At 66.7% G+C, this 15,572-nt stretch carries 13 protein-coding genes; 3 read left to right on the top strand and 10 right to left on the bottom strand.

The annotated features are described in order from the left end of the window. Window positions 1–19 precede the first annotated feature (19 nt). A complete protein-coding gene (locus tag HWX55_RS06335) occupies window positions 20–2,236 on the bottom strand; it encodes a hypothetical protein (RefSeq protein WP_175974821.1) in 2,217 nt (738 codons plus the stop codon). Between the two features lie 445 nt (window positions 2,237–2,681). On the opposite strand from HWX55_RS06335, the gene HWX55_RS06330 reads away from it, so the two are divergent. The 3 genes from HWX55_RS06330 to HWX55_RS06320 are packed head-to-tail and all read left to right on the top strand — an operon-like array spanning window position 2,682 to window position 5,780. Next, entirely contained in the window at window positions 2,682–3,746 is a 1,065-nt protein-coding gene (locus tag HWX55_RS06330; protein ID WP_175974819.1) for an acyltransferase, read from the top strand. Window positions 3,747–3,781: 35 nt separating this feature from the next. Then, the gene (gene gmd / locus HWX55_RS06325; protein WP_175974817.1) at window positions 3,782–4,828 is read left to right on the top strand and encodes a GDP-mannose 4,6-dehydratase; all 1,047 of its coding nucleotides are present in this window, start codon (window positions 3,782–3,784) and stop codon (window positions 4,826–4,828) included. Next, a complete protein-coding gene (locus HWX55_RS06320; RefSeq protein ID WP_175974815.1) occupies window positions 4,815–5,780 on the top strand; it encodes an NAD-dependent epimerase/dehydratase family protein in 966 nt (321 codons plus the stop codon). The genes gmd and HWX55_RS06320 overlap by 14 nt, the downstream gene beginning before the upstream one ends. Window positions 5,781–5,889: 109 nt before the next feature. On the opposite strand, the gene HWX55_RS06315 is transcribed toward HWX55_RS06320, so the two are convergent. From HWX55_RS06315 to trpB, 9 genes are all read right to left on the bottom strand, one after another. Then, window positions 5,890–7,080, bottom strand: coding sequence for an O-succinylhomoserine sulfhydrylase (locus HWX55_RS06315; protein ID WP_175974813.1), 1,191 nt, complete (start codon window positions 7,078–7,080; stop codon window positions 5,890–5,892). A 260-nt stretch (window positions 7,081–7,340) separates the two neighbouring features. Beyond that, complete coding sequence (gene purF / locus HWX55_RS06310) at window positions 7,341–8,873, bottom strand: amidophosphoribosyltransferase (protein ID WP_050011268.1); 1,533 nt, start codon at window positions 8,871–8,873, stop codon at window positions 7,341–7,343. Window positions 8,874–8,924: 51 nt separating this feature from the next. Beyond that, the gene (locus tag HWX55_RS06305; protein WP_027782633.1) at window positions 8,925–9,419 is read right to left on the bottom strand and encodes a CvpA family protein; all 495 of its coding nucleotides are present in this window, start codon (window positions 9,417–9,419) and stop codon (window positions 8,925–8,927) included. A 7-nt stretch (window positions 9,420–9,426) separates the two neighbouring features. Beyond that, window positions 9,427–10,266 carry an SPOR domain-containing protein gene (locus tag HWX55_RS06300; protein ID WP_175974811.1) on the bottom strand — a complete coding sequence of 280 codons (840 nt, stop codon included), beginning with the start codon at window positions 10,264–10,266 and terminating at the stop codon, window positions 9,427–9,429. 29 nt (window positions 10,267–10,295) lie between these two features. Next, window positions 10,296–11,606 (bottom strand): bifunctional tetrahydrofolate synthase/dihydrofolate synthase, encoded by a 1,311-nt coding sequence (gene folC / locus HWX55_RS06295; protein WP_077177763.1) that lies wholly within the window; start codon window positions 11,604–11,606, stop codon window positions 10,296–10,298. A gap of 99 nt (window positions 11,607–11,705) precedes the next feature. Continuing rightward, window positions 11,706–12,578 (bottom strand): acetyl-CoA carboxylase, carboxyltransferase subunit beta, encoded by an 873-nt coding sequence (accD, locus tag HWX55_RS06290; RefSeq protein WP_009691548.1) that lies wholly within the window; start codon window positions 12,576–12,578, stop codon window positions 11,706–11,708. A 64-nt stretch (window positions 12,579–12,642) separates the two neighbouring features. Further along, window positions 12,643–13,458: a tryptophan synthase subunit alpha gene (gene trpA, locus HWX55_RS06285; RefSeq protein ID WP_175974809.1), complete on the bottom strand. Its 816-nt coding sequence runs from the start codon at window positions 13,456–13,458 to the stop codon at window positions 12,643–12,645. Window positions 13,459–13,500: 42 nt separating this feature from the next. Beyond that, on the bottom strand, window positions 13,501–14,352 hold the full coding sequence (locus tag HWX55_RS06280; RefSeq protein WP_124632525.1) for a site-specific DNA-methyltransferase: 852 nt from the start codon (window positions 14,350–14,352) through the stop codon (window positions 13,501–13,503). 9 nt (window positions 14,353–14,361) lie between these two features. Next, a complete protein-coding gene (gene trpB / locus HWX55_RS06275) occupies window positions 14,362–15,555 on the bottom strand; it encodes a tryptophan synthase subunit beta (protein ID WP_175974807.1) in 1,194 nt (397 codons plus the stop codon). Between the last annotated feature and the right edge of the window lie 17 nt (window positions 15,556–15,572).

Genomic DNA, 15,572 nt, shown 5'->3' with positions numbered 1-15,572 from the left:
GCTTTAGCCCAGGGGCCCGTTACGGTTTCCAGCGGTACATGAGCACCTTGCCGCGCGCGTCTTCCTCGACGAACACCAGGTACTCGCCGTTCTCGCGCCGGAACGCGCTGATGCCGAACGGCACGTCGACCCAGCCCGACGCCTTGCCGACCTCCGCGCCCGGGCTCATCACGCCGACTTCCTTGCCGGTTTCCTTGTCGTACACGTGGATCTTGCCGACCGGCTCCACGGTGAAGAGGTAGCGGCCCTCGACCGTGATCCCGATCAGGTCGAGGATTGGCTTCGCGTCGAGTTGCCACGGCAGCGCGACCTGATAGCGCACCACCGGCGAGCCGCTCGACCATTTGTCGAAACGCACCAGCACGCGGCCGACTTCCTTGTTGATGCCCGGCTGCGGCGGCGCGTCGGCCGTATAGCCGGTCACGTACAGCGTGTCCGTCTGCGGCTCGTAGATCGCGCGGCGCAGCTGCGTGAACGGCTGCGGCATCGGGTACGTCGTGACCTTGTCGTACGAATAGATCGGGTTGCCGGCCTTGTCGACGCCGCCATAGCCGAAGCGATGAATCCCTCGCACGTCGCTCGTGCGCCAGATGTCGCCCTTCGTGTCGACCCACCAGCCCCAGCCGCCAGCCTTTGCCTTGCCCGTCGTGTTGATCTCGGACTCGTCGGCATCGATCCGGCCGTTGCCGTTCGCGTCGCGCCACAGCCAGTCGCCGCCCGGCGGCTTGTTCGGCACCTTGTCGACCGGCCGCGCGCGGCCCGCGATCAGGCCCGACGGAATCGCGACCTCGCCGTCGCGCTTCGCGTCGAAACGATAGATCTTCAGGTGATCGGCGTACATGTCGGTCAGATACAGGAACGTGCGGCCGTCGACGCGCCGCGCGATCGGCATGCCCGGATACTGGTCCGTGTGGAACACCGGGTCGTCCGGATACTTGAAGCGGTTCGACAGGAAGCCGACGTATTTCCAGTCCTGGCCCGGCGGCTTCGACAGGTCGAGCTCGAAGCGCTTGTTGCCCGTGTACACGCTGTTCGGCCGCGCCGGGTCCAGCCACGCGCCGTCGACGAACAGCAGCCCCTGCACCTGCCAGCGCAGCTTGCCGTCGGGCGTGTAGCTTTCCAGCACCGCGCCAAGCCCCGCGCCGATCGTGGCGTGGCGCGGCCCGATCCCGTTCATCGACACATAGATGTTGCCCGCGCGGTCGACGCCGACGCCCGTCAGCCCGTTGAAGCGCTGCGGCCCCGGCCGGCCCGGCACGGGACCCGCGAAGATGCCGCCGCGCTCGCCGAGCGTGCCCGACGGCGCATAGCCCTTGCCGCCTTTCGAGAAGATCAGGATCTGCTGGCGCGGCCCGTTGTCCGCGACGAGCACGCGCCCTTTCGCGTCGACGGCCACGTCCACCGCGTCGGTGCCTTCCGGCAGCGCCGGCGCGTCGTCGAGCTTGCGGCCGTCGGCCCGCACGTGCACGAGATGCGCGGGGCCGCCGAGCGTATCGGTCAGCAGCCACAGCGTGCCGTCGCCCGCCAACGCGATGCGGCCCGGCTCGTGCGCGCTCCACGTGCCCTTCTGCTGCATCGTTTCCGCGTCGTAGACATCCACCACGTCGCGCGACGGATTGGTCGCGAACAGCGTCTTGTCGTCGGCCGCGAGGCCGCCCACTTCCGCCTTCGCCTCACCGACTTCCGAGCGCGCGGGCGCCGACACCTCGTTCATCATCATGAAGCTCGCGGCCATCCGCGCGCGGCCGGTATCGGCGCGCCCGCCCGGCGCGACCTGCGGCGCCGCGCGAAACGGCGCGGGCTGCTTCATGTCGCCGATCGTGCGCCGCGAGATGCCGAACCATTGCTTGCCCTTGTCCGGCCAGATGCCGGGCGACTGCAGATGGCCGCGCTCGTTGCCGACGCCGATCGCGACATACGCGTACTTGCCGTTCACCGCGATCGCGCTGCCGCCGAGGTTGCCCCAGCCGTGCGTGCCGCCCGCGAAGCCGAGCATCTTCCCGTCCTGGTAGACGCTCGCCTCGGCGCCGCTCTCGTCCCACGGCGCATTCGTATACACCTTGCCCTCCGGCGTCACCGCGATCGCGCGAATGTCGATCTGCGTCCACGTGCCGTCGCCATAGCCGAACGTGTTGCCGATCCACGACGTCGTCGCGGGCAACACCGTTTCGGCCGGCACGGCGCTCGTCAGCAGCGCCGCGCATACCGTCATGCCAACCAGAATCAGACGTCGCAATGCGCTTCTCCAGACTCGATGCAACAGCGACCGGCGCCGCCTCGGATCGCCCGCGGCGGCGCGCTGTCGCTAAATGGGTTTCAAACGTCGCGATGCAGGTTACAAGCAAAAATAATCACAAGAAATTTGGAAATATTTGGGGATGTTTCTGCCTGAAAGATCGAACCGGAACAGCGAGTAAATGACCGCGGAAAACGGCAATAACGACCGCTCTTTCCGCGTCACCACGTAGAAAATTCCGCTCCGCGCCGCCTGTCGCGCCCGTCCGCGAGCCAACCTTTCATCCCGCGATCGCAATAACCGGCATTTGCCGATTTGTCGGCAGATAAATGGCATGCGTTTTTTTACCGATTTCTTTTCCCTAGAATCGATTGCGACTCCATATTCCATTTAAAGGCATGCAATACGTACACGCATCGGATGCGGGTCGTGAAGGAGCCGCGCGATGACGGCCCTGTCGCGCCCCGCCGACCTCGCCCCGCCGCAACACGGCCGCATCGTGCAGCTCGACGGGCTGCGCGCGATCGCGGTGGGCGCCGTCTTCCTGCAACACGCGCTGAAGGCGCCGCTGTGGATGGGCGTCGACCTGTTCTTCGTGCTGAGCGGCCTGCTGATCACCGGCATCCTGCTCGATCGCAAGGCGCGCGGGCAGTCGTACTTCAGCCACTTCTACGCGCGCCGCGTACGCCGCATCCTGCCGCCGTACGTGCTGCTGCTGCTGGTGTCGACGCTGCTGTTCGGCGCGAGCTGGCTGCCGCACTGGCCGTGGTTCGCGTTCTTCTCGACCAATATCGGGCTGTCGCTCGGCAGCATCGGCCATGACAGCCTGAACGTGCTGTGGTCGCTCGCGGTCGAGGAGCAGTTCTACATCTTCTGGCCGTTCGTCGTGCTGTGGTGCTCGGAGCGCGCACTGCTGTGGGTCGCCGCCGCGCTGATCGTCGCGGCGCCGGTGCTGCGCGCGATCGCGACGCCGTGGTTCGATTCGTTCTGGCCGATCTACTACCTGACGCCGTTCCGGATGGACCTGCTCGCGGCAGGCGCGTTGCTCGCGATCGTGCTGCGCCGCGACCGGCGCGCGCTGGAGCCGTTCTATCCGCTCGCGATCGTCGGCGCGCTCGTGTCGCTCGCGATCCTCGGCTGGCTGCACCTGTCGTTCCCGCGCTTTCGCGCCGCGAACACGCCGCTGTCGAACGCGGCGCTCTACAGCATCTCGCTGCTGCTGTGCACGTCGATCGTCGTGATCGCACTGCGCGGCCGCGGCCTCGTGCAGCGCGTGCTGACGAACCCGATGCTCGTCTACGTCGGCACCGTCAGCTACACCGTCTACCTGATCCACCTAAGCGTGCTGTACGCGCTGTGGCCGCTGCACCTGAACCGCTTCGTCACGGCCGCGCTCGCGCTGGCGATCACGCTCGCGTACGCGACCCTGAGCTGGTACGGCTTCGAACGGCGCCTGACGCGCGGGCCCGCGCGCCGCGCGGTGCCGGCCGCCGCCGGCACGACCGCCTGACTTTCATCATCCATTGCTTCTACCAGGACAACGCCATGAGCCAAACGCGTAAAAAGGCCATCATCACCGGGATTTCGGGGCAAGACGGTGCGTACCTGACCAAACTGCTGCTCGACAAGGGCTACGAGGTCACCGGCACCTACCGCCGCACCAGTTCGGTGAATTTCTGGCGCATCGCCGAGCTGGGTGTCGACACGCACCCGAACCTGACGCTCGTCGAACACGATCTGACCGACGCGGGCTCGAGCCTGCGCCTGCTCGAACGCACGCAGCCGGACGAGCTGTACAACCTGGCCGCGCAAAGCTTCGTCGGCGTGTCGTTCGACCAGCCGGCGTCGACCGCCGAAGTGACCGGCATCGGCCCGCTGAACCTGCTCGAGGCGATTCGCGTCGTGAGCCCGAAGACGCGCTTCTACCAGGCGTCGACGTCGGAGATGTTCGGCAAGGTGCAGGCGATCCCGCAAACGGAAACCACCGCGTTCTATCCGCGCAGCCCGTACGGCGTCGCAAAGCTGTACGCGCACTGGATGACCGTGAACTACCGCGAATCGTATGGCCTGTTCGGCAGCAGCGGCATCCTGTTCAACCACGAATCGCCGCTGCGCGGCCGCGAATTCGTCACGCGCAAGATCACCGACACGATCGCGAAGATCAAGCTGGGCAAAGCGACCAAGCTCGAGCTCGGCAATCTCGACGCGAAGCGCGACTGGGGCTTCGCACTCGAATACGTCGAAGGCATGTGGCGGATGCTGCAGGCCGACGAACCCGACACCTACGTGCTGGCGACCAACCGCACCGAAACCGTGCGCGACTTCGTGCGGATGGCGTTCGCGGCGGCCGGCTACCAGCTCGAATGGACCGGCAAGGGCGAGCAGGAACGCGGCCTCGATGCGGCGACGGGCAACGTGCTCGTCGAGGTGAATCCCAAGTTCTACCGCCCTGCCGAAGTCGACCTGCTGATCGGCTGCGCGGACAAGGCGAAAAGCAAACTGGGCTGGGCGCCCAAGACGACGCTCGAACAACTGTGTCAGATGATGGTCGAAGCGGATTTGACGCGGAACCAACACCATGACACGTTCTGAAACCGGGCGTCCGTCGCGCCGTGCGTTCGTCACGGGCCTGACGGGCTTCACCGGTCGCTACATGGCCGAACGCCTGCAGGCGGCCGGCTATGACGTCTGGGGCACGGTCGCGCCCGGTACACCGCGCCCCGCCGATCCGGCGTTCGCACAGTGCACGCTGCTGCCCGTCGACCTGCTCGACGCGGATGCGATGCGCGCGGCCGCGGCCGACGCACGACCCGACGCGGTCGTGCATCTCGCCGCGCGTGCGCATGTCGCCGACGACGAGCCGTCGCCGACCTACGCGGTCAACATCGTCGGCACGCGCAACCTGCTGGCGGCGCTCGCCGGCCTCGACCGCCGTCCGTCGGCGGTGCTGCTGGCCAGCAGCGCGAACATCTACGGCAACTCGACGCCCGGCGTGCTCGACGAAACCGTCGCGCCCGCGCCGGCGAACGACTACGCGGTCAGCAAGCTCGCGATGGAATATGCGGCGAAGCTCTGGGCCGACCGGCTGCCGATCGTGATCGCGCGGCCGTTCAACTACACGGGTGTCGGCCAGAGCGATGCGTATCTGCTGCCGAAGCTCGTCGCGCACTATGCGAGCAACGCGCCGCGGATCTCGCTCGGCAACCTCGACGTGAGCCGCGATTTCTCCGACGTGCGCGACGTGACGGCCGCCTATCTGAAGCTGGTCGAAGCCGCGCCGGCCGGCGAGACGTTCAACGTCTGTTCGGAACGCGCGTATTCGCTGAAGGAAGTGCTGGCGATGCTGTCGCGGATCGCCGGCTACGTGATCGACGTGACGATCGATCCGCGCTTCGTGCGGCACAACGAAGTGAAGAGCCTGAGCGGGTCGCGCGACAAGCTGCGGCGCGCGGTGGGCGAATTGCCGGTCACGCCGCTCGACGAAACGCTGCGCTGGATGGTGGACGCGATGCGTGCCGCACCGTCCGCGCACGCCGTCGGCTGAACGACGGCACGACACGCGCGCGACGGCATGCGCCGAAACGACAACGGGCCGCTCTTTCGAGCGGCCCGTTTCATTGATGCCGAGCGCAAACCGGCTGTATCGCTCAGCCTCAGCCGTCCAGGCCGCGCGCCAGATCGTTGCGAACGTCGCCCGCATGCTCGAGGCCGACCGCGAGGCGGATCAGCCCTTCGGTGATCCCCGCCGCGGCCCGCGCTTCCGGCGTGATGCGGCCATGCGTCGTGGTGGCCGGATGCGTGATCGTCGTGCGCGTGTCGCCGAGGTTGCCGGTGATCGACACCAGCTTCGTGTTGTCGATCACGCGCCACGCGTTCGCGCGCTGCTGCTCGGGCGTGTCGCCCTTCAGCTCGAACGACACGATCGCGCCGCCCGCCTTCTGCTGACGCTTCGCGAGCGCATGCTGCGGATGCGATTCGAGGCCCGGATAGAACACGCGCGCCACCGCCGGATGCGAATCGAGCCAGCGCGCGATCTCCAGCGCGTTCGCCGATTGCTTCTCGACGCGCAGCGACAGTGTCTCCATCCCCTTCAGCAGCACCCACGCGTTGAACGCCGACAGCGTCGGGCCCGCGCTGCGCACGAACGGGAACACCTTGCCCATGATGAATTCCTTCGAGCCGACCAGCGCGCCGCCGAGCACGCGGCCTTGCCCGTCGAGGAATTTCGTCGCCGAGTGCATCACGACGTCCGCGCCGAGCTTCAGCGGCTGCTGCAGCACCGGGCTGCAGAAACAGTTGTCGACGACGAACAGCGCGTTCGCGGCCTTCGCGATCTTGCCGATCGCCTCGATGTCCGCGAGTTCGGTCAGCGGGTTCGACGGCGTCTCGAGGAAGAACATCTTCGTTTCCGGCCGCACGGCTTCCTGCCATGCGTTCAGGTCGGTCGGATCGACGAAGGTCGTCGTGATCCCGAACTTGCTGAAGATCTGCGAGAACATCCCGAGCGTCGAGCCGAACAGGCTGCGCGAGCTGACGAGATGATCGCCCGCCTGCAGCGCGGACATCACGACCGACATGATCGCGGCCATGCCCGACGCCGTCGCGATGCATGCCTCGCCGCCCTCGAGCGCCGCGAGACGCTCCTGGAACATGGTGACGGTCGGGTTCGTGAAGCGCGAATAGGTGAAATAGTCTTCCGAATTCGCGAAGCGCTCGGCCGCGTCGGCCGCGCTGGAGAAGCAGAAGCTCGACGTGAGGAACAGCGCTTCCGAATGCTCGTTGAAGTCGCTGCGCAGCGTGCCCGCGCGCACCGCAAGCGTGTCGAAGTTGAGGGAGTCGTCCATGTTCCGTTTTCCGTATTCGATGGCCGCGCCGACGGTCGTGCACGAGGCGCGGACCCGGTCAAAACCGAGGCCAAAAACAAAAAAGCCCGCTATGCGTCGGCATCAGCGGGCTTCGGTGCGGTACGACAGCGATCGACTCGGGCCGGCTGCCGCCGGCCTTCGCTTTAGCTGTTTTGGGAAGTTGCCCCGCGTCCGCAAGCTGATATCAAATCGACGCAAGGCCACATCCTATCACGCCTCGACAAAAGCGTGCGCCGGCGTTACTCGACCGACAGTTGCAGGTTCATCTGCGAACGCTCGGTGTCGCCGGCCGTGTCGCGATCGGCCTGCGACGCCGGCGTGAGGCGCGCGCGCTCGATCGCATCGAGGTACTCGGGCGTCACGGCGCCGGTGATGTAGTTGCCGTCGAAGCACGACGCCTCGAAGTTCTCGAGCTTCGGGTTGATGTCGCGCACCGCACGGCGCAGATCGTCGACGTCCTGATAGATCAAATGATCGGCGCCGATGATCTTCGCGACTTCCTCGTCGGTGCGGCCGTGCGCGACGAGCTCGCCGCGCGTCGGCATGTCGATGCCGTACACGTTCGGGAACTTCACGGGCGGCGCCGCCGACGCGAAGATCACCGACTTCGCGCCCGCATCGCGCGCCATCTGCACGATTTCGTGCGAGGTCGTGCCGCGCACGATCGAATCGTCGACGATCAGCACGTGCTTGTCCTTGAACTCGATGCTCATCGCGTTGAGCTTCTGGCGCACCGACTTCTTGCGCACGGCCTGCCCCGGCATGATGAAGGTGCGGCCGACGTAGCGGTTCTTGAAGAAGCCTTCGCGATACTCGACGCCGAGCTTCGCGGCGACCTGCATCGCGGCCGGGCGCGACGAATCGGGAATCGGCATCACGACGTCGATCGGCACGTTCGGCAGTTCGCGCTTGATCTTCTCGGCGAGATAGTCGCCCATGCGCAGGCGCACGTTGTAGACCGGCACGCCGTCGAGGCACGAATCCGGACGGGCCAGATACACGTATTCGAACATGCACGGATTCAGCGTCGGGTTCTCCGCGCACTGCTGGCTGTGGAAGTTGCCGGCCTTGTCGATGAAGACCGCTTCGCCCGGCTCCAGGTCACGCACGAATTCGAAACCGATGCCTTCGACCGCCACCGACTCCGACGCGACCATCCATTCGGTGCCGTGCTCGGTTTCGAGCTTGCCGATGCAGAGCGGACGGATGCCGAACGGGTCGCGGAACGCGAGCAGGCCGTAGCCGGCGATCAGCGACACGATCGCGTACGAGCCCTCGAGGCGGCGATGCACGCCCGAGACCGCCTTGAACACCGACGCCGGATCGAGCTCGAGGCCCGTGGTCGACAGTTGCAGCTCGTGCGCGAACACATTGAGCAGCACTTCACTGTCGGAATTGGTGTTGATGTGCCGGCGGTCGATCCGGAACATCTCGTCCTTCAACTGCATCCAGTTCGTCAGGTTGCCGTTGTGCGCGAGGATGATCCCGAACGGCGCGTTCACGTAGAACGGCTGCGCCTCGGCTTCGCTCGATGCCGAGCCGGCCGTCGGGTAGCGCACTTGGCCGATGCCGTAGGTGCCGGGCAGGCTGCGCATGTTGCGCGTGCGGAACACGTCGCGCACCATGCCGTTCGCCTTGTACATGTGGAAATTGCTGCCGTCCGCCGTCGCGATGCCCGCCGCGTCCTGACCGCGATGCTGCAGCAGCAGCAGGCTGTCATAGATCAGCTGATTGACCGGGGATTGGGAGATAACGCCTACGATGCCGCACATGGCATGTCCTTCAGAATGACAAAATCGGTTCCGTCCTGCCCGGCCGCGTCGTCACACGCGTACGTACTGGGCCATGCCGTCGGGCAGGAGCTGCTTCAGCTCGTGCACGCCCTGTTCGGCAAAAGGACGCAATAGCGCATTGCGCCAGAAATCCTGTTTGGGCAGTTCGGTCAGCCCGGCCGCCGCGACCAGCAGCACCACCAGCACACAGCCGCGGACGAGCCCGAACATCATGCCCAGCGAGCGGTCGACGCCGCCCAGGCCGCTCGCCTGCGCGATCCGCGACAGCAGCGCGTTCGCCACGCCGGCAACCAGCACGACGCCAATCACGAGCAACGCGAAGGCGATCACCCACTGCGTCAGCGCGCCGCCCGGCCAGTTCGCCGGGATATACGGCACGACCAGCCCGACGTAGCGGCCCGCGATCACGATCGCCGCGATCCAGCCGATCAGCCCGAATATCTCGGACACGAAGCCGCGCCACGCACCGCGCAGCGCCGACAACACGATCACCGCCAATACAGCGTAGTCGAAAGCCGTCAGCATCGTGGCCTTACTGCGTCAGACCGGCTTCGCGCACCTTCGCGATCGCGGCGGAGGCCGCCGCGCGATCCGCGAACGGGCCGGCACGCAACAGTGTAGCCGTGCTGCCGTCTGCCTGCTTGCGATGCTCGACATATGCGGGCACGCCCGCCGATTTCAACTTGGTCGCCCACGAACGGGCTGTCGCGTCGTCCTTGAACGACCCGAGCTGCACCGCGAAGCGCGCACCGGCCGGCGACGCCGGCGACGATGCGTCGCCGCTGTCCGGGCTCGCGGCGCCGTCGTTCGCGACGGTTGCGGGCGCAGGCTTCGGTGCGGCCGGCTTCGGCGCAGGCGCAGCAGCCGGCTTCGGCGCGGGCTTCGGCGGCGTCACGCTCGCGGTGGTAGTCGGTTCGGGTTTCGCGACCGGCTTGGCCGCATCCTTCGGCGCGGGCGTCGGTGCGGCCGCAACGGCCGTGTCGGAGGCCGGCGGTTCGTCGTGCGCGACGCCTGCCTGCACGTCCGACACGTCGTCGTCGCGCGGCGCGACTGCCTGGTGCGCGGGCCGGTTCGGGATGTCGATCGCGATGTCGTCGGTCACCGGCTTCGGGTGCGAATCGAGCACCATCGGCAGCACGATCACCGCGGCCACGACGAGCGCGATCGCGCCGACGAGACGCCGGCGCGCGCGTTGCTTTTCTGGAAGGGTCGGATCGAGGAGCAGTGCATCCGATTCCGGACGCTCGGTGCGGCGCGAGCGTCGCTCGACGCGTTCAGTGCGCTCCGTGCGCACGTTCCGGGAGGCCCCGGTGCGACCGCCGCGCCGCGGGGGCGCGTCGTCGTCTTTCTTGCCGAACGAGAAAATTCCCATGAATGGCTGAGTCCGAAACTGCCCGTCAGTCAGTGTTGCTGCGATTTACGGTAGGCCAGCACGCCGGCAACCGTATGGAAACTGCCGAAAACCACGATTCTATCATTCTCGGATGCTCTTTTTAGTGCATCGCGAAACGCTTCCGCGGGCGACGCATAGCGCGTCACGCTCGAATCGGGCCCCTCCTCCACGCCAGCCTTGCGCAGCGCTGCTTCGAGCTGCTCCGCGGAAGCCGCGCGCGGCAGCGGCAGGTCGGTCACGCACCAGTGGTCGATCTCGCCCTTCAGGTGCTGCAGCACGCCGTCGATGTCCTTGTCGTGCATCGCGCCGAACACCGCGTACGTGTACGGGAAGAAGCCCATGTTGCCGAGGTTCTGCTCGAGCACGGCCGACGCATGCGGGTTGTGCGCGACGTCGAGCACGATCGCGGGCTTGCCGGGCAGCACCTGGAAGCGCCCCGGCAGCTCGACGTTCGCCAGCCCGAGCCGGATGTCCTGCGCGGACACCGGCAGCACCGGGCGCAGCGCCTCGAGCGCCGCGAGCGCGGCCGACGCATTGATCAGCTGATTCGCGCCGCGCAGCGCCGGATACGCAAGCGCCGGATAGCGCTTGTCGCGGCCGAGGTAGCTCCATTGCTGGCGCTCGGCGCCCGCCTGCGCCTCGTAGCGGAAATCGCGGCCGACGAGCCACAGATCGGCGCCGATCGCTTCGGCGTGGTCGATCAGCGTCTGCGGCGCGGCCGGATCGCCGCAGATCGCCGGCTTGCCCGCGCGGAAGATCCCGGCCTTCTCGAACGCGATCTTCTCGCGCGTGTCGCCGAGGTATTCGGTGTGGTCGATGTCGATGCTCGTGACGATCGCGCAATCGGTATCGATGATGTTCACCGCGTCGAGCCGGCCGCCGAGGCCGACTTCGAGGATCACCGCGTCGAGCCCGCGCGACGCGAACAGATGCAGGATCGCGAGCGTCGTGAATTCGAAATACGTCAGCGAGACCGGCTCGGCCAGCGACGTGCGCGCGGCTTCGACGGCCTCGAAGTGCGGCAGCAGTTCGTCGTCGGTCACGTTCTGCCCGTTCACGCGTGCGCGCTCGTTGAATTCGAGCAGGTGCGGCGACGTGTGGCAGCCGACCTTGTAGCCCGCGCGCACGAGGATCGTCTCGAGGAACGCGCAGGTCGAGCCCTTGCCGTTCGTGCCGCCGACGGTGATCACCGGGCACGCGAATTCGAGCTGCAGCGCCGCCTTGACCTGCCCGATACGGGTCAGGCCCATGTCGATGCCGACCGGGTGCGCGCGTTCGAGATGCGAAAGCCACGCGTCGAGAGTGGGAAAGGTGCTCATCGGATCAAATCTGGATCGGTACCGCCACTACGCCAAAAAACGAAGCGCGCCGCCTAGCGCTGAAGCCGGGCGACGCGCAGAGTCACAACCTTGCGCCGGTCAGGCCAGCGCGTCGGCCGGCTGTCGCTGCAGCAGCGCGAGCAACTGCGCGATCTCGTCGCGCATCTTGCGGCGGTCGACGATCATGTCGATCGCGCCCGTCTTCAGCAGGAATTCGGCGCGCTGGAAGCCTTCCGGCAGCTTCTCGCGGACCGTCTGCTCGATCACGCGCGGGCCGGCGAAGCCGATCAGCGCCTTCGGCTCGGCGATCACGACGTCGCCGAGGAACGCGAAGCTCGCCGACACGCCGCCCATCGTCGGGTCGGTCAGCACCGAGATGAACGGCAGCTTCGCTTCGGCCAGCTTGGTCAGCATCGCGGTGGTCTTGGCCATCTGCATCAGCGACAGCAGGCTTTCCTGCATCCGTGCGCCGCCCGACGCGGTGAAGCAGATGAACGGCACGTGCTGCTCCAGCGCGTTCTGCGCACCGCGCGCGAAGCGCTCGCCAACGACCGAACCCATCGAGCCGCCCATGAACGAGAACTCGAAGCAGGCTGCCACAACCGGCAGCGTGTGGATTGCGCCGCCCATCACGACCATCGCGTCGGTTTCGCCGGTTTCGTCCATCGCTTCCTTCAGACGATCGGGGTACTTGCGGCTGTCCTTGAACTTCAGCGAGTCGACCGGCACGATTTCCTGGCCGATTTCATAGCGGCCTTCCGGATCGAGCAGCCCGTCGAGGCGCTCGCGCGCGCCGATGCGCATGTGGTGATCGCACTTCGGGCACACGTGAAGGTTCGCGTCAACGTCGTTGCGATAGAGAACGGCCTCGCAGGACGGGCACTTGACCCACAGTCCTTCCGGAATGCCCTTGCGGCTTTTCGGGTCGGTCTGCTTGATCTTCGGCGGCAACAGTTTGTCGAGCCAGCTCATCGTATGGTTTCCTGTTCCGTGGCGGGGTGGGCCGACCGGCCCGTTCCCGCTTCCTGTGTTGTGTTTATCGCGCCGTGTTGCCGGCGCCGTCCAGCGCGGCGCGCAGCTCGGCGATGAACGACTTCAGCGCGGCGGCGGCACCTTCCGGTGCGGCGCTCTCGAGCAGTTGCACGAGGCGGCTGCCGATCACGACGGCGTCCGACACTTCGGCCACCGCGCGCGCCGTTTCGGCGTCGCGGATACCGAAGCCGACGCCCACCGGAACCGGCACGCGCGACTTGATGGCCGGGATTTTACCCGCAATGCTCGAAACATCCAGATTTCCCGCGCCGGTCACCCCCTTCAGCGACACGTAATACACGTAGCCGCTCGCGATCTTGCCGACGTCGGCGATGCGTTCATCGGTCGACGTGGGCGCGAGCAGGAAGATCGGATCGATCTGCGCGGCCCGCATTTTTTCCGCGAACACGCCCGCCTCTTCCGGCGGATAGTCGACCACCAGCACGCCGTCGACGCCGGCCGCGTGCGCTTCGGCCGCGAACGCGTCGACGCCCATCCGTTCGATCGGGTTCGCATAGCCCATCAGCACGACGGGGGTTTTGGCGTCGGTTTCGCGAAAACGCTTCACGTCGGCGAGCACGCTCTTCAACGTGACGCCGCGCGCGAGCGCGCGTTCCGACGAGCGCTGGATCACGGGGCCGTCGGCCATCGGGTCCGAGAACGGCACGCCGAGCTCGATCACGTCCGCGCCGCCTGCGGCGAGCGCATGCATGAATTCGACGGTTTTCGCGGGATCGGGGTCGCCGGCCGTGATGAACGGGATCAGGCCCTTACGGCCTTGTTCGGCGAGCGCGGCGAAGGTCTGCTGAATACGGGACATGGCAATTTTTCCTTGGTGCATTCGGCGATGCGGCGGCGCGATTCACGCGCACGCCGGCGCGGCGAGCGCGCTCACGCGCTCGTGCGCGATCGCACAATAGCTTTCGTTGATCTCGTAGCCGACGAAGTCGCGCCCCTGCCGTGCGCAGGCCACCGCGGTCGTGCCGCTGCCCATGAACGGATCGAGCACGCGGCCGCCCGGCGGGCAGCTCGCGAGCACCATCCGCTCGATGATTTCCAGCGGCTTCTGGGTCGGATGATCGACGCGCTCCGCGTGCTGCCGATGCAGGCGCGAGACCGACCAGACGTCCTTCGGGTTGTAGCCCATCTCCAGCCACTTGCTGCCTTCGAACAGCTTGCGCGAGCGGGCCTTCTTCGTATCGGCGTCGTACGGGATGCGGACCGGATCGAGATCGAAGTAATACGCTTTGGAAACCGCGAAAAAGCCGATGTTGTCGTGCACCGACGTGAAACGGCGCGTCGTGCCGCCCATGCTCGGCACGCGCCGGTCCCAGATGATCTCGTTGACCATCGTGAGCTGCGTCTTCAGGAAACTGAAGATTTCCGGCGCGTACTGCCACGTGCAGAAGATGTACATCGACCCGCTCGGCTTCAGCTTCGGAATCGCGAGCTCGAGCCACCCGCGCGTCCACGCGAGGAAATCGTCGCCCGAACGCTTGTCCGAATCGTTGCCGTAGTCCTTGCCGAGCCCGTACGGCGGATCGGCGACGATCAGGTCGATCGACGCATCCGGCAAGTGCGCGGCGTGGGTCAGGAAATCGCGGTTGTGCAGCTCGATACCGGACGGCAGCGCGCGCGGCACGGCAGCGGCGGGCTGAACCGCCTCCGCCTCGCTCGCGGCGCCGCCGCCCGGCTCTTCGATCAGGTCACGCATGGGTCGGGGTCAGAGCTCGATGCCCGATCGCTCGGCGACCGTGTGCATGTCCTTGTCGCCGCGACCCGACAGGTTGACGAGCAGGAGCTTGTCCTTCGGCAACGTCGGCGCGAGCTTCACGCCATACGCGATCGCGTGGCTCGACTCGAGCGCGGGGATGATCCCCTCGATCCGGCAGCAGTCGTGGAACGCCTTCAACGCTTCCGCGTCGGTGATCGGCACGTACTGCGCGCGGCCGCTGTCCTTCAGCCATGCGTGCTCGGGGCCGACGCCCGGATAGTCGAGGCCCGCCGACACCGAATGCGTCTCGATGATCTGGCCGTTGTCGTCCTGCAGCAGGTACGTGCGATTGCCGTGCAGCACGCCCGGGCTGCCGGCGATCAGCGAGGCCGCGTGATGGCCCGTGTCGAGGCCGTCGCCGGCCGCTTCGACGCCGATCAGCTGCACCGATTGATCGTCGATGTACGGATAGAAGATGCCCATCGCGTTCGACCCGCCGCCGACGCACGCGATCACCGCGTCCGGCTGGCGGCCGGCGAGCTCGGGCATCTGCACCTTGCATTCGTCGCCGATCACGCGCTGGAAGTCGCGCACCATCATCGGGTAAGGGTGCGGGCCCGCGACCGTGCCGATGATGTAGAACGTGCTTTCGATGTTCGTGACCCAGTCGCGCATCGCCTCGTTCAGCGCGTCCTTCAGCGTGCGCGAACCCGATTCGACCGGCACGACCGTAGCGCCCAGCAGCTTCATCCGGTAGACGTTCGCGGCCTGCCGGCGCACGTCCTCCGAGCCCATGTAAACGACGCACTCCATCCCGAAGCGCGCGCAGATCGTCGCGGTCGCGACGCCGTGCTGGCCGGCGCCCGTTTCCGCGATCACGCGCTTCTTGCCCATGCGCTTCGCGAGCAGCGCCTGGCCGATCACGTTGTTGATCTTGTGCGCGCCCGTGTGGTTCAGGTCTTCGCGCTTCAGGTAGATCTGCGCGCCGCCGAGCATCTCGCTCCAGCGCTGCGCGTGATAGATCGGCGACGGGCGGCCGACGAAATACTTCAGCTCGCGCTCGAATTCGGCGACGAAGTCGGGATCGTTCTGGAACTTTTCATACGCCGCGCGCAGTTCGTCCAGCGCGTGAATCAGCGTCTCGGCGACGAACACGCCGCCATACGGGCCGAAGTGGCCGCGATCATCAGGAAGGTTGTACATGGTGTCTCTCTCGATCG

The sequence above is a fragment of the Burkholderia sp. BCC1047 genome (assembly GCF_902833155.1).
Classification (GTDB): domain Bacteria; phylum Pseudomonadota; class Gammaproteobacteria; order Burkholderiales; family Burkholderiaceae; genus Burkholderia; species Burkholderia sola.
This window is presented reverse-complemented; position numbering and strand designations above follow the sequence as displayed.